Raw genomic sequence first — 21,893 nt, 5'->3', positions numbered from 1 at the left:
ATGTGTTTGAAAATTGGAGGAAAACTTATCCGAAAGTCATCCCTAACTCAGCCGAGTTCAGGTTACACTACTATTTGATCTATTGAACTGACCTCTTCCGCCCTGATCCCATCCACAAAATACGCCATATTCAATAGTAATTCATGAATAGAACCCCAATTTAAAGACTCAATAATTCAATATAAAAAATACCGCCATTATGGGCATTTTTTTAAAATTAAGATATAAATTGCCTTTCATTAGAGGGTCGCTATTAATGCACTTGATTTACTCAAGGGAATCTAGGACATTGGATCTGATCCTCATTTTTATGAGCCTTGATGGAGACGCCCCAACCCATTTATATATAGAGATTGCCAATTGGACAAATTTTAGGAAATATTAATTATCCAGCCAGATAACCTGCCCCAGTCGCATATAATTGAAAGACTCCAAAGCAGTCTATCCTAAACACCGAATATTTGGACATATATGAGAAGGTATCAGATACAAAAAGGGAGTATTTCTACGAGTAAACCCGGACTCTTTCCGATAATGGCGTATTTTTCTGCATATGCCAATTATTTCCCAAAATATTGAGCTACGTCCAGTAAATACTCCCGTATGGAAAGACCCTGTGGACACTTATCCTCACATTCTCCGCACTCGATACAACACGAAGCGTATCCCGGTATCCCTCCGGAAAATGCTCCGCTGAGAGCCCAGAGGTATACCCCTTTTGCTTTCTCCTCTGCTTCGTAGGTGTACGCCTGGTTGTAATAATTGAAACATTCGGGGATATCTACACCATTCTGACATGGCATGCAATATCGGCACCCGGTACAGGGGATTTTTACACGGGAAGCAAAGGTGTCCCTCATTTTTTCTACAACGGTGAGTTCCTCAGGAGAAAGAGAATTTGGCAGACCTTGTGTTGCAGAAGCCAGATTTTCCCGAACCTGTTCCATTGATGACATACCAGAGAGCACAACCGTCACTTCCGGGTGATTCCAGACCCATCGAAGTCCCCATTCAGAAGGAGTACGTCTGACCGGAGCATCAAGGATATGCTGGTGGATAACAGGAACATCTCCGGACAGGAGACCACCACGGAGAGGTTCCATGACGACAATACCAAGACCCCTTTCGTGAGCGAACCTGAGCCCCTCTGTTCCGGCCTGGTTCAATTCATCCATGTAGTTGTATTGAATCTGGGCAAATACCCACTCATAGGCATCGACAATCTCCCGGAAAACCGGGAGATCATCATGGAAGGAAAATGCAGGGTATCGTATCCTGCCATCCTCCCTGGCATTTTCAAGGAATTCAATGACACCCAAACGTAATAGATTCTTCCACGTTTCACCGTTGAGCCCGTGAAGGAGATAAAAATCGATGTTATCGGTTGCGAGCCTTGCGAGTTGTTCATCCAGGTACCGATCCATGTCTTCTCTCGTGGTTATCAGCCAGCTCGGGAGTTTTGTGGCTAAAAAGACTTTTTTGCGGTATCCTCCATCAAGAGCTCTTCCAACTACCCTCTCGCTCTCACCATTGTGATATGGATAGGCCGTATCGAGATAATTGACCCCATTGTCAATGGCGGTACGGATCATATCAATTGACGTTTGTTCGTCAACATTTCCCGGGTCCTGTCTATCCCCTGCAAGTGGTAACCGCATACACCCAAAACCGAGTATTGAAATATCATGATTACAACGGGGGAATTTTCTATAAAGCATCCTATCACCTCTCTACAGGGTATAAAGACTTTTAGCAGATAAATAGGGATCTATCCAGATCCTGGAGTCAGATTGGATCATTTTCATTCATTCTTTCCGAGTATGGAACCTCTTTCAACGGTACCTACGGATTTGTATCGAAGGAATCAGTTGAAGGTATCGAAAAGAACCAGAAAGGCGTCCAAACAGTTTAAAAAAATTTCCATTTTTTTTGAATACGAGAAAGTGCCCATGTCACTTCTTTCAAATGAGCCCTCTTACTCCGATAAATGCACTACACCGTGAGTTAGGATGTTGTAATCAAATAACATGAGAGAGACGTCTTTTTTTGATTTAACTGTTCAGGAACATATCCAGATAAACAACTCATACAAAAAAGGGATGCATTATTGAGAGGAACACTGATCTCCGGAGATATTTCCAAGCCCCGGGTGCGTATCAAATCTGACAACGCCGATTTCTGCTTTATTTCCAACTGATTGTTTTACTCTCGCAGTTCCAAGAATGCCAAATCCGCCACAGAGTTCTATGGCAGTTACCCCTTCATTCACCAGGTCCCGGGCGATCTGTTCTGCTACAGAATAATTCCCCACACCAACCGTGATTAGTTCTACTTCAGTTGTCTTAATTATTGAACGATGAATAGCAGGGTCTGCTCCGGGAGCCACAAACATAAAAGCTACTTTTAGTACCATCCGGTACCATATGAAAGAAAACTATGAGAATCTTCTTACCATATAGAGGGAAAAATTTCAATTAATGCAATGTCCGCACTGCATGGTCACGAGCTCCCTGTGCAAATGACTAGACCGGAGGTTTTTCCACCGGATTGATAGAACAATCAATGACGGTGGGTTTGCCGGATGCAATCGCTCCGCTGCCGATAAGAATTACCGGGCATTGTGCCCCACATAGTTCCTTTGTTGCCTCAATAACCCGTTTTCTATCAAAGTATTCAGCTGACAGAGGAATGAACAGGCCGGAAGGAAGCGTAACCTCCACTTTTTCCATCAGAATGTCTTTTGGAAGACTTAAATGAAAAGGCCCTTACCCCTGCCAGTAGGATCCGTTTATCATCGCCGTTCCCATGTCGGTAAAATAGGACTGAACTGCGGCTATCTTCTCCAGAGCCGGGTCAAGTGGTGTGCCGTTATCAGAGACTGATGTATTAGAACCTGCCTGATCGAAGAGATCTACCCAGGGGAACTCTCCATACATGACAAACCAGAAGAGGATGATGGCAATGACACTTACGATGGCACTGCCGATGATGAGTTTCATGTCAAAATCGGGTGATTGGAATCCCATAGTATCATTTTGACAGGACATGCAATCAGGGTTTTCCTTGCATTGGTTATTTCGATGGTTTTAATATCATGCAGTGTGGCAGAATCCCATGAAAAAACTGAATCGGTGTGCCCTAATCCAGAATCACCCCGGGATTGGATAACTATGGAAGATTGGGTTTTCAAACAGGACTTTATGAGGACTTCATCAACAGTGAGAAATATTGCCTTTGATTCATTAGCACATGAAATATGTAATGCATCATACGTATCAATCCCTGTTCCCATGACCTTTTTGCCCGGTCAATTATTTCCTGATTTATCAGGATATACTCGTTTGAACCTTCAAAAAAACCAAGAACATGAATTCGTTTTTCATCATAAGATATAACACCGGGTTTATCTGCCTATCTTCTGAATCAGGGTAATCCAGGGAAGGATGTAGATATATAACGTTAAAGAGAGATCATTCATCAGGTACTTTTCTTATGGAACAGGTATATGCCCGGCCGCTCCTGGTCATAAGTCGCTGTATCGAGTTTGAAGCCTGCCGGTACGATGGATCAAAGATCCCTTCTCCTCTGGTAGCCAGAATACGGGACTATGCTGATTGTATCCCGGTATGTCCGGAAGTCGAGATTGGTCTTGGGATTCCACGGGCAACCGTCAGGATTGTGAAAACCGACGGGATTGATCACCTGATCCAGCCGGCAACCGGACTGGACTACACGAAGAAGATGTCAGAATTTGCACAGAGATTTCTAAGTAATCTCCCTCCGGTTGATGGATTCATACTAAAAGCAGGTTCCCCCACATCAGGACTCCGGGGAGTGAAGGTGTATCCGTCGGTCGGAAAGTCCATGGCGATAGAAAAGACGGCCGGATTTTTTGCACGTGAAGTGCTCCGAAAATATTCTTCACTTCCCATGGAAGATGAACTACGACTCAACCACATCAGGATCCGTGACCATTTTCTTACCGCTGTGTTTACCCTTGCAGCATTCAGAAATATAGAAGAAAAGAAAAACCGTGAAAATCTCGCAGAATTTCATGCAAAAAACAAATACCTCCTTATTGCCTGCCACCAGGAGAACATGCGTAAAATGGGCCGGCTTGTTGCTTCCCGGACAGGAATGGATCCTGATGAACTATTTTTTACATATCGCACGCTTCTTTGTGAGGCTCTCGCAAAGGTTCCCCGGTATACCAATAACATCAATGTTCTTTTACACATTCTTGGATATTTCAGTGACAAAGTATCATTAAAAGAGAAGGAATACTGTCTGGAGGTTATCGACCGGTATCGTCATAATCAGGCAACCCTTGCTGAGCCCAGAAATCTCCTGTACTCCTGGGTTATCAGATTCCAGGAACATTATCTGGAGAATCAGACCTTTTTTACCCCATATCCTGTAGCTCTTGCAGATCTCCCTGAAGAGATAACCGACCGGGGCAGGAATATGTGGAAGGAGTAAAAGGGGCGAAATCCGGAATTTTAGAAATCCGGCTGAATTAACTATCTGTCCACACTCTGGTTTTAGGGCAATCTCATATCCCCATTTTTTCCTGAATAGTGAATGCACACTTTATGTATCTGAAAATCTCATACTCATCGATGAGTATGGATTTCAAACGGGTACTACTGGTTTTCATTACACTGCTTGTTTTTTCAGGAACATGTGTTATTACATGCACCGCAGAAGAAGCCTCCTCTGGGAAAAAAGTTATCATAGGGGCTATGCCTTTTAACGAACAGTATATTCTTGCAGAGATAGCCGGCCAGTTGCTTGAAAACGCCGGATATACCTATGAAATTAATTCTGGCCTGAACAATGCCATGCTATATCAGGGAATTAAAAAAGGCCAGATTGATCTCTACATCGACTACACCAGTGCCATTCCGACATATTTTGAAGAACAGAAGGCATTAAAGAATCTGGATCCGGATTCTGTCACCGCCGAAGTCAAAGAGATGGTAATTGCCGATGGTGTTGGCTGGGGGGACAAAATCGGGTTTCGGAATGATTACCAGATGGCGGTGAAAGATACATTTGCCAGAGAAAAAGGGGTAGAAAACCTCAGCGATCTTGCATTGAATGCAAAGGATATGGTGCTCGGTTCTGACCTTGTCTTCCACCTGGATGAGATATACGGGCTGCCAAACCTTGAGAAAACATACGGGTATTCATTCAGGGAAGTAAAACCCATGGAGCCCACGTTAATGTTTGAAGCGATAAAAAACAACCAGGTTGACATCATACCGGCAAGTTCTACAGATTCCCGGATAGATCTCTTCAATCTTACCACACTCAATGACGATAAGGCAGCTCTTGCTCCTTATGACAGTATTCTTCTCATTACAAAAACACGGGAAGATGATACGGCATTCATGGATGCAATCTCAAACATGCAAAACCTGATTGATACAAAGACAATGCGATCTCTGAATAAGATGTTCGATATTGACAAGAAGGATGCCAGAGAGATAGCAAATGAGTTCCTGACTGAGCAGGGACTGATTTAATTTTTTTATGATCGGAACCCGGGGCGGAAATATTCGTCTGTTTGATACGATTACCTCCCTTGATCTTACCGGTGTATCTAAATGGTACAATAATTCCTGTGCGGTCTCTTACCTTACACTTTCGATACAGGGAGGAGAATTAATAACCCTTATCGGGGGAAGTGGTTCAGGAAAGACAACCACCCTGAAGATGATAAACCGGCTGATTGAACCTGATTCCGGTGAAATTCTCATCAACGGCCAGAATTTTTTATCATTTAATCCGGTTGCCCTCCGACGATCTATCGGGTATGTCATCCAGCAGATCGGCCTCTTTCCCCACATGTCGGTTGCAGAGAATATTTCCATCCCACTAACCCTGGGAAAAGTCCATCAGGACAGGATAAGGAACCGGATTGATGAACTCCTCACTCTCGTAAGCCTTTCTCCGGATACGTTCAGGGACCGGAAACCTTCCGAACTCTCCGGCGGACAGCAGCAACGGGTAGGTCTTGCCCGGGCTCTGGCTGCTGATCCTCCCCTGCTGCTCATGGATGAGCCGTTTGGAGCATTGGATCCCCTGTTACGCAGGCAGTTACAGGAAGAATTTCTCCGGATAAAAAAGAGTCTTGGAAAGACCATCATCTTTGTTACTCATGATATTGACGAGGCATTTCTCCTAAGCGACCGGATTGCAGTTTTACGCGAAGGATCTCTGCATGCTCTCACTACTCCGCCTGAACTTCTGGTTGCCGCACAGAATGACCCATATCTCGCTCTCCTGACCGGAGGAGACAGGCTGTGCCGAATAAGAACCGCCCCGGTCCAGGTTCTTTGTGTTGATCCCGGAGAGGTATACTTTTGTTCTGATACACAAGAAATCCCCCGGCTGCAATCGGCCATTCAAAGAAAAGAGATCCGGGTAGCAGTCATTACACCACCTGATGGGCGATTATATGCCATCCTGCCGGATGATGAGATAACAACAGGCGGAGAGAATAAAAGTCCGTTAGTGCGGTTATCTCCTGAAACTACAATTCAGGAAGCCCTTTTTAAATTTTCACGATCTTCTGCTCGGGTAGCAATACTTTCAGAACATAACGAGGGACCCGTTATCCTGCTTGAAGACCTCATCCGGTTTCTTTCGGGGGCAAAGCAGGCATGAACCTCACAGCACCTGCAATTGAGCAACTCTGGACGATTCACGATATCACTGATCAGACCATGGTTCACCTGACCCTGTTCTTTTCAGCCCTGATAATCGTACTTATTCTCGGACTTGCTCTTGGAATTGCGGCGGGTATGAATAAGCGATGGGGGGGTATTCTTATTCAGATTCTCAACGTTATTGAGATGATCCCAGACATTGCCCTCCTTCTTCTACTCATTCCGATAACCGGGATAGGGGCTGTCCCGACAATTGTTGCAGCGGTCCTGTATTCACTTCTTCCTATCGTGAGAAATACCAGTATCGGCATTATTTCAATTAGGCCGGAATTAATTGAGAACGGAATCGCACTCGGAATGACAGAGAAAGATATGCTTTTACGCATCAGACTTCCTCTTGCCCTGCCTCTTATTGCTGGTGGAATCAGGACTGCAGTGATTTATACCATGGGAATCGTCACCCTGGGAGGTATTATCGGGGCACGGGGTCTTGGGGCCGTCCTTCAGGCAGGAATCACCCGAAACAATATGACCGTAATTCTTATCGCCGGTTTATGGATAGGAATACTTGCTATCTGTATGGACCTTTTCGCTGCAGGAGGAGAGCGGATACTCATCTGGAAGTATGGGGATAAGACATGACCACCCTTTCTGTAGCCATCGGTCAGCATCTCCTCCTTGCCTACAGTGGATTTCTGATTTCAGCCGTGATTGGTATTACCGGAGGAGTGGCAGCAGTTCGGATCAGCCCATTAAAAACAATTCTTCTGGTGAGTTCCAGCCTTCTCCAGGCAATTCCCGCATTTACGCTTGTTGCACTTATCGTCCCGTTCCTGGGTATCGGGTTTATTCCGGCCCTGGTAGTTATCGTTGCAGCCACACTTCTTCCGGTAATCAGAAATACCATTATTGGTCTTTCTTCGATTGATCCGATACTCATTGAAGGAGCAACCGGTCTTGGTATGACCTGGAACCAGATACTAATCAAGGTACGATTTCCTCTTGGAACAAGGCCCATTTTTTCCGGACTCAGGTTATCATCCATTGTAGCAAATGCTGTTGCTATTATGACTGTTTTTATTGGCAGCGGCGGACTTGGAACAATTATTCTGGAGGGGCTGGTGAGGTTTCATACTCCGGGGATTCTTGCCGGAGTGCTTCCTGCAATTGGTATCGCCTTGTCCACTGACCTGGTTCTTTCATATCTTGAAAAAAAGGCATATCCCCTGTAATCGTCCTTGGGATATAGATACATAATAGGGATTCAGCACTCAAACCCGGCGATTGGAAGAGTGGGTGGATAACCGATTCCGGACAGAAAAAAGGAATAGAGAGGGAGAGAACATATAGTTTGAAAAGATGCCGGGGATACCAGATCCTGCCGGATCTTTAAATCCAACCATCCGGAATAAATACAGCAGGCCCGGAAGAAATGGTCTCACATCCTTCTCCTGGATCGAAACTCTTTTCATGTTATCTCATATGGTCCGGGCAATGTCAGAGTTAATCCGCCAAACCAATGGATTGAAGTCATACTGGTTCATATAGGTATTCATGGAGCCTGATATCCCCCGCACCACAGACCTGACAGGCGATACTCCCAGGCTCATCCCGGACCTGCCAGGTGACGATGAGGTACAGGATCTCTCTGAGGTTCCAGAAATCCCCGATGATCGGTCGAACGTCTGTGACGAGGATGAAGAACTTTCCTGCATTATCTATGAACCCGGCCCAAAAGATTCCTCCCTCGGCCCTTACCTGACGATTATCCGCCAACTTTTAAAGGATCACGAGTGGGAGAAAGCCCTGCCCTTCATCCACCAGGTACTCAGTCAGGACCCGGACAACCCATTCGGATCACTCTATCACGGGATTGTCCTGCTCTCAACCAACCAGATCTCCGCTGCCCTGTCACCTCTCAGTACCGCATCTCGCTCTGAAAAGACAGCAAAGACCGCAATCTTCTTTATTGCTCTCGGTTTGTACCGGACTGGTGATTATCCCCAGTCACGGGATCATCTGCAGAGACTGGTCACCCTCGATCCTGAAAATATCCGCACCCGGTTCCTGCTGGGTCTCTGCCTGGTCAGGCTGAATCAATACTCCCAGGCAGTTCATGAGTTTGAGGCAGTCCTCGCAAAGAGCCCGGATCATGATCGTGCCCTCCTGCTTGCCGGGTACTGTCATATCAGGATGGGAAACCCTCATACCGCGATCGGGTACCTGGATCATCTCCTCGAACTCGATGATACCAGGATCCAGTCCTGGGAATGGAAATCCCGTGCTTTGTTTGATGCTGGGCGGTATCCTGAATCCCTCTCATCCGCCCGCCGGCTTCTTCGGGTTGATCCCAGGAACCTCGAGGGTCTGATTATCGTTTGCTACTCGCTTCTGAAGATGGGGAAGGACGAGGAAGCCCTAACAGCAGCCACAAACCTGATTCGGAAGTACCCTCTCCAGAGTACCGGATGGACCCTGAAAGGGCTTTCCCTTATTCGATTGGAACGTTTTCAGGAAGCACTAACGCCTCTGGAGAAAGCCCTCAGGATATCCCCTTTCGATCCGGTGGCACGATCCTACCGGCTCTCTGCTCTCAGACGGCTGAAACGTTACGGAGATCTCCTGCAGTACTACGAGTATTTGACCGAAGAGGAACCACGGAACTCATCAGCATGGTACAATAAGGGGCTCCTGCTTCATCAGGCAGGAAAATTCAGGGAAGCGATAGAATGCTACCAGAAGGCCCTGTCATTCACCGCCGGTGATGTTCATGCCATGCTGAATAAAGGGAGGGCTCATCAGGCACTTCACGAGACAAGACAAGCGGTTGAGGCATTTAAAGAAGTCATCAGATATAACCCCGGAAATGCAGATGCCTGGTTCTCTTTGGGCCAGATATACACCAGCCTTGTAAGATTCCCTGATGCGTTGACCTGCCTGGATCAGGCATTACGGATCGCCCCTGACCATGCGAAGGCTCTCTTATGGAAAGCCCGGGTTCTTAATGAACTGGGAAAAAAACAAGAGGCGTACCGGGCAATGAACATGGCACGAAAGTTGGATCCTTCGATCCGGTCCCGGCTGCCTGGGGAACGGGTTCACGAATAACTTTCCGATTAATTGCGTTCTCCGGAGAAACAGGGAGACGGAAGATTTCTCTTGAGTATTAGCATTGATAACAGAAAGAACCGCACTTCTCAAGGGTTTTTTGATTAAGAATTTTATCAATGGGGTGCTGTCCTGAAATAAACCAATGGTTGATGAATTCCTTTCATTAACATCATTACTTTCATTATCAGTAACAATTAGGATAAAGCAATACATTGGCTCCTGAAAAAAAGGTATGTTAACCTGGCTGAATCTAACAGTAGACGAATCTACTTATTCACAGAAACCATTTGTATATACGAATAATTGTATGAAATCTGAAAATTCTGAATATCTGAAAGAGATCACCCCTGAAATTATCAGTTCGAATTCTGACCCTGCTTTGGTAAACCGGTTACTTGGTATTATCGAAGAGTTACAGGAAGAAGTGAAGAAGCTGAAAAGAACCCAGGGTTTTGATGTCGTCAAGGGCAAGAGACAAAAGCCGCTGAATTATATTGCCGGAAAAGATAAGATCTAAATATTATCGGGCACCATCTGCTCATCTGGTTCAAATCCTCCCGGATATTATCTCATCCGGGGAGAAGACTTCCTGTACCTGATCCCTTTTTTTACTTTGTATGATCTTTTCAGGATCAAAGATCCTGCATCATCAGCATTATTCCGGGGATCTTGATCCTAAAAATCGGTAATTACATCCCCATTTCACCGGTTTCTTCATACGTCGGGAGGTATTATTATTAGGATTTCTTATGTTGATTTCGATTAATAATAAGGAAAAATTAGGAATATTTTTTTACCTGCCACATACCAGTTTTCTAAAATTTTTTATAGGGTTCCATTTATTCACCTCATCAGGAATTTTGTTCCATATCAAACATGACAGATTATTCCATAACCATTTTTACCCAGCTCTGCTCAGGTTATCTTCATAGTACATACTCAGGAGATTACTGAAATCATGGTATCATGGGAATTTGTTTTTGCTATAATTCCGGGAATTATTCTTTTTTTGTACGGAATCGAGCAATTCTCCCGTGAAATTCAGATTGCATCGGGAGAGTTTCTCAGATCATTCATACAGCGCCTGACAAAGACTCCATTGCGGGGAACTGCTGCCGGTACACTCGTTACTGCATTTGTCCAGTCCAGCACTGCTACCACCGTCATCACGATTGGACTTGTTAATGCGGGAATTATTTCATTTTCTGCATCATTGGGGGTCATTTTCGGTGCGAATCTAGGGACAACCCTTACTTCCCAGCTTGTAGCATTTAACCTGACTGCTTTTGCTCCTATTTTCATCCTTCTCGGATTTGTCATGGGGATCATCCCCGGAAAATACCGTATCTTCGGCAGACCAGTATTTTATTTCGGACTCGTATTTTTCTCTCTCTCACTCATTTCAAGTGTCATGGTCCCGTACCGGACTGATCCACAATTGATTGCCTTTTTAGCCCTCATGGATACGGTCTTTCTTCAGATTGCATTTGGATTTATTATCACCAACATCTTTCAGTCCAGCTCAGTAACGACCGGCCTTGTTGTCCTGATGTCTCAAAGCGGCCTTATTACTCCATATATGGCCATCCCGATCATCCTTGGTGCAAATATTGGCACATCAACAACTGCCCTATTGGTCGCGGCACGGATGAATACCTCGGCTAAACGTGCGGCAGTTGCACACTTCATCTTCAACTTCGGTGGAGCCCTCATATTCCTTCCCATTCTTCCGCTTTTGACCGATTTCATCCTCTCACTCGGTGGTGATGCAGGACAACAGGTAGCTAACGCTCACCTGATATTCAATCTGACCTCCTGTTTTATCTTTCTCATCCTAATCAATCCCTTTGAACGAATCGTAACATGGATGGTCCCGGGAAGAAAAGATGATGTTGTATTCGTGGTTCATAACCTTGAGCACCCTCCAAATAAAAACAATCCAACGGTAATCATGCAGATTGAGGAAGAGATCATCAACATCTTCTCAATTTCGCAGTCACTTCTTACAGAACTGACGGACATTATTACTGATAGGAAAAATTATTCAACACATATTCGCCAACTCCGTGATTATGCAGTATTTCTCGACCAGCAGATTAGTGAAACAGCTCTGCAAATATCCGAGAGGAATCTGTCACCTGATGAATCAAAACGCCTGGCACGTCTTGTCAGAATCTCCAAACTAGCCGAGGTGCTTGCTGAACAGACAGGAGAACTGGTAGAGATTATATATCAGATCCAGGAACGAGGTATTCTCATTTCAGAAACTTCAAAAGCTGCTTTACAGGACCTTCTGCTTCCCTCCGGTAAGAATATGAAAACGCTATCAGAAATTTTTCCAACGATATCGGATGAAAAAAACCAGGAAATGAGAAAACAGGATGAATCATTACGGGAAATGGTGATGTTGCAGTACCAGGAATACCTTGACCGGTTCACTTCCCACTCGACGCCATCAGGAACCGAATTCTCCCGTGCCCTCTTCCAGGTTGAAGGGATGGCAGCAACCATCCGTGAGATTCGTAAGTCTGCCCGGATGCTTGGGAAGAAGTAACAGGAAATAATACGCGAGATCATATCTGAAAAATACTCATAGCAGAGAGATCAATGCTTGAATTCATATGCAACGATGAGGTTCACCACACCCAAGGTAACATGCCTGCCGGAAAAGATTAATAATTCTTGACCAATTGTAAATTGATGGCTCGGTCTAAAAATCAGGTGATATCGTGCACTCAATCCCACTCTCATATTCTGTGTTTTTTAATTCAGGCATTTACCTTTGAATAATCCAATGGGAAAGACCAGAAAAACCGAGTGATGCTGAAATGGTTTTTAATATATCACTTGAAAAACCGACAAAAACCTTATTTCCTGGATCATGTTAAGAAACTGTTCATAACTTGCTTTCATCTCCTGGAGTTTTTCACCACTAACTACAAGAAATTCCCAAGGTTTATGATTCATCGCGGATGGGGCTATGTTTGCTGCCAGTAGAATAGTTACCATATCTGAATGTGACACTGGATCCGGGCGATATTTTCAGCTAGATTTTCTTCTACAAAGAGTATCAAATAATCCCATTCTTATTAAATCGATAATGTCGGTGATAAATGATTAGTGAGAATGGCAAATTACCACTTTTTTAGTTCGTCTCATACAGATTTCCGATTGAACGATGTGTTACAACGTTTGAAATAACAGAAAAAACACAAAAAACGGCAGTTACTTGGATATTTTTCCCCATTATGAATAAATGATATCACTATTACGGTAATTTTTTTAGAACACTGTATTCGAGATAAGGTGTAAGAAATGAAGGGAAAAAATTTCACAAAGGTGTTCTCATTTACCAATAAATCGGAAACAATTGTTATCGAAATTGGACTCATGAAGACAAGGAATATCTATCCGGGTTTGATTCATAGTCCTGAACATCCACACATCTGTGCTGAGAAATCCTTTGTCTGAACCATGCAGGTCTCATTGAGAGAACCGGTAGGCCGTGCAACTCCATCAATTCCCACATAATAACATTGAGCTGAAATGATAGGAACTCCGGAACCTTCCTGAATAAATGAAACATACCAGCCACCGGGATCTTTCTCTACTCGGATCGTTTTTTCCGGGAACTGGTCTGATGGATAGTCATTCAGTTCAGGATTGAGTCTTTTCACAATTCGGATTGCGTCCTGCTCATCAGGTAGACCTGCCATCCCATAAGTATTCCACCAACTTCTCATTTCAGTCTTATTATATCCGTTATCATTTAATGAACAAAGGCTCGGTGGATATAACCCGGTTCGATACCCGTTCAGGAGGAATAATGCTTCATTACCCACGGTTGAGGTCTGATTAACCGGCCAGAATGAACTTAATAGAGATATAACCGGGGCAGCAGGTTCATCTGAGTCAATAATTTGAATCAACAAATTTGCATCTTCCAAAGAAATCCAGGAATCAGGAACATCAAGTACCATAACTGCCTGTTTCGGATGAATCCTTAGATCATTCAGAAAATCCATCGGAGAATGATTCTTGAAGTAACAGGAATCTCCAGTATTGAGATGTTCCTCTTTATTCCGGATGAGATGTTCGAATGTACAGGTATCATTTGTCTGACCTTTGGCATCTTCTGACAAAGTTCCATTCACAAACTCTTTTACAAATGTAGATGATGAGGATGCCTGTGATCCTGAAAAAAACAAACAAATCGCGAATATTAATAAAGATATTAATATTTTTGTTTGTATCCGGTACGGACATTGGTTTTTATCAGATTTCATAATTCTTCGGATAAATTTTGAGGGATATATAAAAATCATTTTTCGCATAACTCTTAACCTATTAGTAATTCCTTAAGGTGAGTATAGGATATGACAATCCGGCATTTTTTATAAAAACAACCGAATTGCAGTTTATTTGATAAAAGCCTTATTTATTTATCCAGAAAGCGGGTAACATCTTCAGAGATCAGATAGCGGACAATTCTTCCACTCCGTTGAACCTGAATGAGCTGATCCGCTTCAAGTAGTTTCATATGCCAGGTGATGGATGCACCAGTAAACCCGAGTAGTCGTGCTATTTCATCACGTCCAACTGATGGCTGGTTTTTTAGAAGACTCAGGATCTGATTACGGGTATTATTTCTGAGGTGTTTAAGAACCATTTTCTGGGTTTCTGAATACATGTCGTTGTTCTCGAAAAACCGGATTGTTGCAGTATCCTGACAGCAGGTGATTTTTCCAGTTATACTCAGCATATGGAGATGGTGTCGTAGAGTTCCAAGGTGAATTTTTGTCTCCCTGGAGAGACTCTGCATATGTATTCCGGGATTTTTTTGTATTGCTTTAAGAACTGATAGTCGGACATCATGTTCCAGAACATTGGTTCGCGTTACCCGGCGGTATCCTAACACCATCCAAATTTTTAAAAAAATGAGAATATCAATACAATATACTCCAAGAAGAAGAAGAAAGATATCAATCGGAAGTTCCCATGCAGGGATCTCATGAGGAATTACACATATGGAAGAGATTGGATGTTGAGGATCTTCATAACCAGATTGGACATAATAGTCAGCAAATACAATCTGTGGGATGATAAGGACCAGAATAATGATAAGCCAGATCTTCATGATTCCAATTCTAATGGAAGAATGCCTTCACACTCCCGATAGATTCGGAAGTATTCATTTTCACCAGTTGATGTTCCATCTGCCTGAATAGTGTAATACCAGGTACCTGGTGTAAGGTTCCTGGGAGATAGTATCTCAAGATAGATTCTCTGATCTATTCTCCCGTCATCGATATTATGAAACGGTCCGAGCGATGTATCAGGTGCATAAATAATAATTGAGTGCGGATTTTTCAGGTTGGTCCATGAAAGATCAATCCATTGACGTTCAATCCCATTTGGAAGAGAATTGCAGTACAAACGAGGGATGGAAGGCATATTCAGCAGATTTATAGAAAAAAAAGGGTTTGAATCCAGACTTACATCAAAATCGATATGACCTGTTTGTCCCTTCAGAATTGGATTTATGGCCTGGCTGTCATTCCCTATTGATCCTGGGAGAACAGACACTGTTATTACAAAGATTATTAGAGTCCATACTACCAGACGTTGCATGAAAAGCATTTTTTTAAGAGATTACATATAGTTGTTGGTTCACCTCATATCACCTTATTCTTGTTTTTTAATGGGAATAGAAAATAAAAAGGTACTATTCAGCAATGCACATTGACTCTAATGTTTCGAAAAATAAATTTTAATTCAAATCGTTATGATTCAGACTGGATAAAAAACCAAAAAAATTAAATCAAAAATTAAGATATTCCAGATTTTATCGAAAAAATTATTTATTCTGTTTTTTCCGGACCAGACGTGCCTGGAGACCATAGTACATGGAATATCCGATGGCATCGGTCTGATCAACCGTCGTTGAATCAAACGAAGCAATATCAATCGAATAGAACGAATCCTTCGAAGACCTTCCGATTACTGTCACTGAACCCTTAAACAGCCGGACATCCACATCTCCATTCACCCGGAGCTGGGTAGTATCAATAAATGCATTCAGGGCATCCCAGAGCGGTTCATAAATAAGCCCATAATATGCAAGTTGTGCCCATTTTGCATCCACACCCTGCTTGAAAGAATACTCTTCCCTTGTCAGAACTAGCCGTTCAAGGTCTGCATGGGCGGCAAGAAGAACGGTAGCTGCCGGATGCTCATAGATCTCACGTGCCTTGATTCCGAGGACACGGTTCTCCATCATATCATTCCGGCCGATTCCATGACTTCCGGCGATTTCATTCATCTTCCTGATGAGATCTGCCCCCTTCATCCGGACACCGTCAAGAGCTACCGGAATTCCCTTTTCAAACGTAATTGTCAGGATCTTTGGCTCATCAGGGGCTTTCAGCGGAGATGCAGTCCAGGCATAGATCTCTTCAGGCGGGTGAAACGCCGGATCCTCTAATTTTCCACCTTCAATTGACCTGCTCCAGAGATTTTCATCAACAGACCAGGGTTTCTCCTTATCGACCGGAACCGGAACACCGTGCTCTTTTGCATACTCAATCTCCCATTCACGGGTCATATTCCTCTCCCGGATGGGAGCGACTACCTCAAGATCTGCAGAACGGAAGACCACATCAAACCTGAGTTGATCATTACCCTTTCCGGTACACCCGTGAGCAACTGCAACAGCCCCTTCTTTTTTGGCAATCTCAACAACCGCTTCGGCAATGACCGGACGGGCAAGGGATGTTCCCATCGGATATCCTTCATACAGACCATTAGCCTTGATAGACGGCATCAGGCACCGGGAAACAAATGGCTCGATAAGATCTAGCGTGTAATGCTTATCTGCCAGTCTTTTCCCTTTCTCTTCTGCAACCGAAATTTCTTCCTTTCGCTGACCAACATCAGCAGCGACGGTCACAACCCGATCATACCCGTACTCCTCCTTGAGGAGCGGAATACAAATAGAAGTATCAAGACCGCCGGAATATGCAAGTACTACAGTTCCTTTTCCCATGGAAATTTCACCGGTTAATCCCGTACATATGAGAGTTTCCAGATGAAAAAAACCCCGGTAAGGAAAAGAAAAAAAAGTTCAGCCCAGGTAGTGCTGAAGTGACTCGATGGTAAGGTTTTCTTCCCGTACAGAGTTTATCGCTTCTGCTGCTGCAACCGCTGCCTGGAGCGTTGTGATATACGGAATGCCATAATCCACTGCAATCCGCATGATCTGCATATGATCGTGGCGGGACTGTTTATCTGCAAAGTTATTGATAATAAGACTTATCTCACCGGCCCGGAGCATATCAAGGACATTGGGTGAACCTTCAGCAATTTTTCTGACCAGATTTGCTGTAATACCATTTTCTGCAAAGAATTCAACCGTTCCCCCGGTAGCATAGATGGAAAGACCATTTTCGGTAAATGTCTTTGCTACCGGCAGAATCTGATCTTTCAGATCATCGGTAACTGATATGAATACATTTCCGGACTTTGGCAGACGGTTTTGAGCAGCTATACTTGCCTTATAGTATGCCCGTCCGAAATCCAGGTCAATACCCATAACTTCTCCGGTAGATTTCATTTCAGGTCCAAGAACGGTATCTACTCCGGGTAATTTATTAAATGGCAGCAGAACTTCCTTTACCGCCACGTGACTGATATCCTTCTCTTTGTAGGGCAGAACAGCAAGTTTTTTGCCCATCATCACGAGAGCGGCAATCTTTGCAAGGGGTATACCGGTTGCCTTTGCCACAAACGGAACCGTCCTGCTGGCCCGTGGATTTGCTTCAAGAACAAAAGTCGTTGTGCCCTGTACGGCAAACTGAATATTTACAAGACCCACAACCCCAAGACCCAGGGCGATTTTTTTGGTATACTCCCTGACATCAGCCATTACCTTTTCAGATAATGACTGGGGTGGGATGACACAGGCTGAATCTCCGGAATGCACACCCGCAGTCTCGATATGTTCCATGATCCCGCCGATGAGAACATCGGTCCCGTCACATACCGCATCAACATCAAGTTCGATGGCATTCTGCAGGAACCGGTCAATCAGTACAGGATGGTTCTTTGAGACACGAACGGCTTCACGCATGTATGTTGCAAGTTCTTCATCATCATGCACGATCTCCATTGCCCGGCCCCCAAGAACATAGGAAGGACGAACCAGAACCGGGTATCCTATCTTCTTTGCAGTAGCGTACGCTTCCTGCTCACTATATGCCGAACCGTTTGGAGGAGTTGGAATGGCCAGATAATCCAGCAGGATACTGAAACGGTCACGATCTTCAGCCATATCCATTGCATCAGGAGAGGTCCCGAGGATCTTCGTCGTAAGTGATAGGCGTTCTATCTCATTTTTTAGAGGCACTGCAAGGTTCACTGCATTCTGACCGCCGAACTGAACCATCACCCCAAAATAATTATCTTTTCGAAGGACGTGAGAGACATCCTCAAGAGTCATGGGTTCAAAAAAGAGCCGGTCAGAGGTATCAAAATCGGTTGAGACCGTCTCCGGATTATTATTTACCACATGAACCTCGAAACCTTCATCCCGAAGAGCACTGATGGCATGAACCGTGCAGTAATCAAATTCGATACCCTGCCCTATCCGGATAGGCCCGGACCCAAGAATCATAACCTTCTGTTTATCAGAACAGGTAATCTCACAGGACTCGTCCCCATAGGTTGAGTAGAAATAAGGAGTCTGTGCAGGGAATTCAGCCGCACAGGTATCCACCATCTTGTATACCGGAAGACCGGTTATCGATGCAACCGCAAATTCATCCTTTCCTGAAAACGTGGCAATTTCTGAGTCTGAGAACCCGAATTGCTTTGCTTTCCTGATGGTAATTTCATCCGGATTCTTTGCCAGTTCCTGCTCAAGATCGACAATATTTTTAATCTTTTCCAGGAAGAACGGAGTGATCCGGGTAATTTCTGCGATCTCCTCAAGACTCATGCCCTGCCTTAGTGCATCAAAAAGAGTGGAGAACCGTTCATCAGTCGGGCGGGAAAGAATCATCCGGATCTCTGACATTACCGAGTGATGATCAGCATCCGTGTCAAGTGACCGCATCGCTTTTAAAAAGGCCTCCTCAACACATCTTCCGATGGCCATGACCTCTCCGGTACTCTTCATGGCGGTTGTCAGGGTCCTGTCTGCGGTTCTGAACTTGTCAAATGGCCAGCGTGGAACCTTTACCACGACATAATCGATGGAAGGCTCAAATGAAGCGGGTGTTTTTCCGGTAACGGTATTCAGGATCTCTTCAAGCCTGAGTCCTATTGCAATCTTGGAGGCAACCCGGGCAATCGGGTATCCGGTTGCTTTTGATGCCAGGGCAGATGACCGTGATACACGAGGATTTACCTCAATAACCCGGTATTCATCATCTCCCCGGAATGCAAACTGGATATTGCACCCACCCTGGACATCAAGAGCCCGGATAATCTTTAACGCTGCGTTCCGGAGAACATGGTACTCATCATCGCGCAGGGTCAGAATAGGAGCAACGACAACACTCTCACCGGTATGAATGCCCATGGGGTCCACGTTTTCCATTCCGCATATGGTGATACAGGTATCGTTGGCGTCACGCATAACCTCAAATTCAATCTCCTTCCATCCGGCGACACTCTCTTCTATGAGAACCTGGTGAATACGGGATTTTCCAATTCCGAGCTCCACAATCCGTCGGAGTTCGTCAGGACTATGGGCGATACCTCCTCCAGCCCCGCCAAGGGTGTATGCCGGCCGGATAATTGCCGGGAACCCAACGGTTTCTGCAGCTTCAGCAAGCTGGTCAAGGGAGTTGACAATAACTGATCTCGGGACCGGCTCTCCAATCCGGACCATAAGATCCCTGAACTTCTCCCTGTCTTCTCCCTCATATATTGCTTTAAGGGGTGTTCCAAGGATTCTGACTCCCTCAAGGGCACCCATCTCCGCAAGTTCTGCGGTAAGGTTAAGGCCGGTCTGACCTCCCATTCCGGAGAGAATACCATCGGGTTTTTCTTTTCTGATAATTTTCGCGATTATTTCAGCCTGCAGGGGTTCCACATAGGTGACGTCAGCCATATCAGGATCAGTCTGAATAGTTGCCGGGTTTGAATTTACCAGGACGACTGACACCCCTTCTTCACGGAGTGCCCTGCATGCCTGCGAACCGGAGAAATCAAACTCAGCAGCCTGCCCTATCTGAATCGGGCCGGAACCGATGAGCAGAACCTTTTTAATTGTCGGATCCCGTGGCATCAGTTCATCCTCCGAAACATCCGGTCAAAATAGTGTTTTTCCGTATCATGCGGACCTGCATGCGCTTCAGGGTGGAACTGAACACAATGGACATCAAGAGAGGTATCCTGGAACCCTTCAAGAGTCCCGTCATTACAGTTCACAAAAGTAACCTCACACCCTTCCGGAAGTGTCTCTCCATCAACGACAAATCCGTGATTTTGCGAGGATATTGCAATGGTCCCGTCCATATGCCGAACCGGCTGATTTGCCCCCCGGTGACCAAACTTCATCTTTTCACATCTGGCGCCAAGTGAAAGTCCGCAAATCTGGTTCCCCATGCAAATTCCAAAAACGGGTAATTGTCCGATGAGTTCGCGAACCGTTTTCACTGTATCCACAGCCTGCTCCGGATCGCCCGGGCCGTTACTGATAAACAGACAGTCCGGCCTGCAGGCAAGAATCTCATCAGGCTTTACATTGTGAGGGAAGATATGAAGATCTCCTCCCCTGCAGGAGAGGGATTTGAGCATATTTGTCTTGATACCAAGGTCGATAACCGCAATCCGTGGACCAGTTCCGGGCATGTGCCAGTACTGTTTGCAACTGACGTCAGGAATGAGAGACCTTGCAGTAATATCCGGTGTCTTTTTCGCAAGTTCAACGGCTGCTTCATGATCGTCACTTCCGGTCAGAAGTGCTGCTCTGATTGTTCCCTGTTCACGAATGCCGATGGTTAGGTTCCGGGTATCTATACCGGAAATGCCTAAAAGACCTTGTTCTTCAAAAAAAGAGTGGAGGGGTTGATATTGCGCGGGTTTTCGGCAGAGTTCATGCACAACGCATCCCCCTGCCCAAACCCGCGGGTTTTGAAAATTCTCTTTATCAACGCCATAATTTCCGATCAAGGGGTACGTAAAAAGAAGTATCTGACCATGATAACTCGGATCAGTAAGAGCTTCCATGTATCCGGTCATCTGGGTCGTAAACACAAGTTCGCCTCCTGTCACGCCCTCTGCTCCAAAGCCCTCTCCGAAGAAATATCGTCCGTTCTCGAGTCCGAGCACTGCCTTCATGGTGAATATCCCATATAAGTAAGCATGATAAGATTATAAGGTACGACAGGGAGAAGCATCCGGTCACTCATATACCATACAGAAAATAATTCCCGGATAACGCCTCTCTTTTTTCCATACCATTGTAGAGAGGGTGAGATATCCGGGTATTTTTTAAGCAGGATAGCAACTAATAATTGGATACAATGATGGTTCCGCGGAAGGTCTTCTTCACCTGGGGAGTGGGAGTGCATAAAGACAGACTTGCTTCTTTTGAGGCTGCTCTTCGTTCAGCAGGGATAGAGATGCTCAACCTGGTAAATGTCTCAAGCATTTTCCCGCCAAATTGCATTGAAATCACCCGTGAAGAAGGATTGAAACTGGTAAAACCTGGTGAAATTATCTACACCGTTATGGCCAGGAATGATACGAATGAACCAAACAGACTGGTCAGTGCAGCCGTAGGTCTCGCAGTACCTGAAGAAAAAAACCATTATGGATATCTCTCCGAGCACCATTCATTTGGCGAGACAAGCCTTCAGGCAGGGGAGTACGCCGAAGATCTTGCGGCAACAATGCTTGCAACAACGCTTGGAATAGAATTTGATCCGGACACAGCCTGGCAGGAACGGGAACAGATATACAAAGCCAGCGGAAAGATAATCAAGACATCTCATGTCTGTACATCAGACAAGGGAGACCCGAATGGGAGATGGACAACGGTCATAGCAGCTGCAATATTCATTATGTGAATTGTAATTTTTTAAACGCATTGAGCAATGT

General features: G+C 44.9%; 20 protein-coding genes and 1 pseudogene. 9 read left to right on the top strand and 12 right to left on the bottom strand.

Annotated elements, in window-relative coordinates; all coding sequences use genetic code 11:
• Positions 1-560: 560 nt before the first annotated feature.
• From DLD82_RS03030 to DLD82_RS03015, 4 genes are all read right to left on the bottom strand, one after another.
• Entirely contained in the window at positions 561-1,718 is a 1,158-nt protein-coding gene (locus DLD82_RS03030; protein ID WP_109939638.1) for an aldo/keto reductase, read from the bottom strand.
• Positions 1,719-2,104: 386 nt separating this feature from the next.
• On the bottom strand, positions 2,105-2,413 hold the full coding sequence (locus DLD82_RS03025) for a DUF6506 family protein (RefSeq protein ID WP_109939637.1): 309 nt from the start codon (positions 2,411-2,413) through the stop codon (positions 2,105-2,107).
• A gap of 109 nt (positions 2,414-2,522) precedes the next feature.
• Positions 2,523-2,729 (bottom strand): hypothetical protein, encoded by a 207-nt coding sequence (locus DLD82_RS03020; protein ID WP_109939636.1) that lies wholly within the window; start codon positions 2,727-2,729, stop codon positions 2,523-2,525.
• Positions 2,730-2,765: 36 nt separating this feature from the next.
• Positions 2,766-3,026, bottom strand: a complete 261-nt coding sequence (locus tag DLD82_RS03015) for a hypothetical protein (protein ID WP_181391219.1) — start codon at positions 3,024-3,026, stop codon at positions 2,766-2,768.
• A gap of 466 nt (positions 3,027-3,492) precedes the next feature.
• Between DLD82_RS03015 and DLD82_RS03005 the strand changes: the two genes are divergently transcribed.
• From DLD82_RS03005 to DLD82_RS02965, 8 genes are all read left to right on the top strand, one after another.
• The gene (locus DLD82_RS03005) at positions 3,493-4,479 is read left to right on the top strand and encodes a YbgA family protein (RefSeq protein ID WP_109939633.1); all 987 of its coding nucleotides are present in this window, start codon (positions 3,493-3,495) and stop codon (positions 4,477-4,479) included.
• 146 nt (positions 4,480-4,625) lie between these two features.
• Positions 4,626-5,528: a glycine betaine ABC transporter substrate-binding protein gene (locus DLD82_RS03000; RefSeq protein WP_181391218.1), complete on the top strand. Its 903-nt coding sequence runs from the start codon at positions 4,626-4,628 to the stop codon at positions 5,526-5,528.
• Positions 5,529-5,535: 7 nt separating this feature from the next.
• Complete coding sequence (locus tag DLD82_RS02995) at positions 5,536-6,672, top strand: ABC transporter ATP-binding protein (protein ID WP_109939631.1); 1,137 nt, start codon at positions 5,536-5,538, stop codon at positions 6,670-6,672.
• Positions 6,669-7,316, top strand: a complete 648-nt coding sequence (locus DLD82_RS02990) for an ABC transporter permease (RefSeq protein WP_109939630.1) — start codon at positions 6,669-6,671, stop codon at positions 7,314-7,316. Before DLD82_RS02995 ends, DLD82_RS02990 begins: the two co-directional genes overlap by 4 nt.
• Positions 7,313-7,906 carry an ABC transporter permease gene (locus DLD82_RS02985; protein ID WP_109939629.1) on the top strand — a complete coding sequence of 198 codons (594 nt, stop codon included), beginning with the start codon at positions 7,313-7,315 and terminating at the stop codon, positions 7,904-7,906. The genes DLD82_RS02990 and DLD82_RS02985 overlap by 4 nt, the downstream gene beginning before the upstream one ends.
• A gap of 322 nt (positions 7,907-8,228) precedes the next feature.
• Entirely contained in the window at positions 8,229-9,782 is a 1,554-nt protein-coding gene (locus DLD82_RS02975) for a tetratricopeptide repeat protein (protein ID WP_109939627.1), read from the top strand.
• 310 nt (positions 9,783-10,092) lie between these two features.
• The gene (locus tag DLD82_RS02970) at positions 10,093-10,302 is read left to right on the top strand and encodes a hypothetical protein (RefSeq protein ID WP_146199674.1); all 210 of its coding nucleotides are present in this window, start codon (positions 10,093-10,095) and stop codon (positions 10,300-10,302) included.
• A 441-nt stretch (positions 10,303-10,743) separates the two neighbouring features.
• A complete protein-coding gene (locus DLD82_RS02965; RefSeq protein ID WP_109939625.1) occupies positions 10,744-12,339 on the top strand; it encodes a Na/Pi cotransporter family protein in 1,596 nt (531 codons plus the stop codon).
• A 281-nt stretch (positions 12,340-12,620) separates the two neighbouring features.
• On the opposite strand, the pseudogene DLD82_RS19500 reads toward DLD82_RS02965, so the two are convergent.
• From DLD82_RS19500 to DLD82_RS18385, 8 genes and pseudogenes are all read right to left on the bottom strand, one after another.
• Positions 12,621-12,815: pseudogene (locus DLD82_RS19500) on the bottom strand (nitroreductase family protein); the annotation flags it as partial.
• A 392-nt stretch (positions 12,816-13,207) separates the two neighbouring features.
• Positions 13,208-13,993 (bottom strand): hypothetical protein, encoded by a 786-nt coding sequence (locus DLD82_RS02955; RefSeq protein ID WP_181391217.1) that lies wholly within the window; start codon positions 13,991-13,993, stop codon positions 13,208-13,210.
• Between the two features lie 230 nt (positions 13,994-14,223).
• Positions 14,224-14,922, bottom strand: coding sequence for a winged helix-turn-helix transcriptional regulator (locus tag DLD82_RS02950; protein ID WP_109939622.1), 699 nt, complete (start codon positions 14,920-14,922; stop codon positions 14,224-14,226).
• Positions 14,919-15,416: a hypothetical protein gene (locus DLD82_RS02945; protein ID WP_146199671.1), complete on the bottom strand. Its 498-nt coding sequence runs from the start codon at positions 15,414-15,416 to the stop codon at positions 14,919-14,921. The genes DLD82_RS02950 and DLD82_RS02945 overlap by 4 nt, the downstream gene beginning before the upstream one ends.
• A 226-nt stretch (positions 15,417-15,642) precedes the next feature.
• Complete coding sequence (locus DLD82_RS02940) at positions 15,643-16,830, bottom strand: argininosuccinate synthase (RefSeq protein ID WP_109939620.1); 1,188 nt, start codon at positions 16,828-16,830, stop codon at positions 15,643-15,645.
• A 78-nt stretch (positions 16,831-16,908) separates the two neighbouring features.
• Positions 16,909-20,076, bottom strand: a complete 3,168-nt coding sequence (carB, locus tag DLD82_RS02935) for a carbamoyl-phosphate synthase large subunit (RefSeq protein WP_109939619.1) — start codon at positions 20,074-20,076, stop codon at positions 16,909-16,911.
• Positions 20,076-21,131 carry a glutamine-hydrolyzing carbamoyl-phosphate synthase small subunit gene (carA, locus tag DLD82_RS02930; RefSeq protein WP_109939618.1) on the bottom strand — a complete coding sequence of 352 codons (1,056 nt, stop codon included), beginning with the start codon at positions 21,129-21,131 and terminating at the stop codon, positions 20,076-20,078. The genes carB and carA overlap by 1 nt, the downstream gene beginning before the upstream one ends.
• The gene (locus DLD82_RS18385) at positions 21,128-21,364 is read right to left on the bottom strand and encodes a hypothetical protein (RefSeq protein WP_181391221.1); all 237 of its coding nucleotides are present in this window, start codon (positions 21,362-21,364) and stop codon (positions 21,128-21,130) included. Before DLD82_RS18385 ends, carA begins: the two co-directional genes overlap by 4 nt.
• On the opposite strand from DLD82_RS18385, the gene DLD82_RS02925 reads away from it, so the two are divergent.
• Entirely contained in the window at positions 21,317-21,862 is a 546-nt protein-coding gene (locus DLD82_RS02925; RefSeq protein ID WP_109939617.1) for a pyruvoyl-dependent arginine decarboxylase, read from the top strand. The two genes, DLD82_RS18385 and DLD82_RS02925, sit on opposite strands and share 48 nt — an antisense overlap.
• The last annotated feature ends 31 nt before the right edge of the window (positions 21,863-21,893 follow it).

The organism is Methanospirillum stamsii (genome assembly GCF_003173335.1).
Taxonomy (GTDB): Archaea; Halobacteriota; Methanomicrobia; order Methanomicrobiales; family Methanospirillaceae; genus Methanospirillum; species Methanospirillum stamsii.
This window is presented reverse-complemented; position numbering and strand designations above follow the sequence as displayed.

What these genes read in the sequence shown, in the direction of transcription:
- DLD82_RS03030 (WP_109939638.1), bottom strand. Translation starts at nt 1,718, where the DNA reads ATGCTTTATAGAAAATTCCCCCGTTGTAATCATGATATTTCAATACTC.
- DLD82_RS03025 (WP_109939637.1), bottom strand. Translation starts at nt 2,413, where the DNA reads ATGGTACTAAAAGTAGCTTTTATGTTTGTGGCTCCCGGAGCAGACCCT.
- DLD82_RS03020 (WP_109939636.1), bottom strand. Translation starts at nt 2,729, where the DNA reads ATGGAAAAAGTGGAGGTTACGCTTCCTTCCGGCCTGTTCATTCCTCTG.
- DLD82_RS03015 (WP_181391219.1), bottom strand. Translation starts at nt 3,026, where the DNA reads ATGGGATTCCAATCACCCGATTTTGACATGAAACTCATCATCGGCAGT.
- DLD82_RS03005 (WP_109939633.1), top strand. Translation starts at nt 3,493, where the DNA reads ATGGAACAGGTATATGCCCGGCCGCTCCTGGTCATAAGTCGCTGTATC.
- DLD82_RS03000 (WP_181391218.1), top strand. Translation starts at nt 4,626, where the DNA reads ATGGATTTCAAACGGGTACTACTGGTTTTCATTACACTGCTTGTTTTT.
- DLD82_RS02995 (WP_109939631.1), top strand. Translation starts at nt 5,536, where the DNA reads ATGATCGGAACCCGGGGCGGAAATATTCGTCTGTTTGATACGATTACC.
- DLD82_RS02990 (WP_109939630.1), top strand. Translation starts at nt 6,669, where the DNA reads ATGAACCTCACAGCACCTGCAATTGAGCAACTCTGGACGATTCACGAT.
- DLD82_RS02985 (WP_109939629.1), top strand. Translation starts at nt 7,313, where the DNA reads ATGACCACCCTTTCTGTAGCCATCGGTCAGCATCTCCTCCTTGCCTAC.
- DLD82_RS02975 (WP_109939627.1), top strand. Translation starts at nt 8,229, where the DNA reads ATGGAGCCTGATATCCCCCGCACCACAGACCTGACAGGCGATACTCCC.
- DLD82_RS02970 (WP_146199674.1), top strand. Translation starts at nt 10,093, where the DNA reads ATGAAATCTGAAAATTCTGAATATCTGAAAGAGATCACCCCTGAAATT.
- DLD82_RS02965 (WP_109939625.1), top strand. Translation starts at nt 10,744, where the DNA reads ATGGTATCATGGGAATTTGTTTTTGCTATAATTCCGGGAATTATTCTT.
- DLD82_RS02950 (WP_109939622.1), bottom strand. Translation starts at nt 14,922, where the DNA reads ATGAAGATCTGGCTTATCATTATTCTGGTCCTTATCATCCCACAGATT.
- DLD82_RS02945 (WP_146199671.1), bottom strand. Translation starts at nt 15,416, where the DNA reads ATGCAACGTCTGGTAGTATGGACTCTAATAATCTTTGTAATAACAGTG.
- DLD82_RS02940 (WP_109939620.1), bottom strand. Translation starts at nt 16,830, where the DNA reads ATGGGAAAAGGAACTGTAGTACTTGCATATTCCGGCGGTCTTGATACT.
- carB (WP_109939619.1), bottom strand. Translation starts at nt 20,076, where the DNA reads ATGCCACGGGATCCGACAATTAAAAAGGTTCTGCTCATCGGTTCCGGC.
- carA (WP_109939618.1), bottom strand. Translation starts at nt 21,131, where the DNA reads ATGAAGGCAGTGCTCGGACTCGAGAACGGACGATATTTCTTCGGAGAG.
- DLD82_RS02925 (WP_109939617.1), top strand. Translation starts at nt 21,317, where the DNA reads ATGATGGTTCCGCGGAAGGTCTTCTTCACCTGGGGAGTGGGAGTGCAT.
- DLD82_RS18385 (WP_181391221.1), bottom strand. Translation starts at nt 21,364, where the DNA reads ATGCACTCCCACTCCCCAGGTGAAGAAGACCTTCCGCGGAACCATCAT.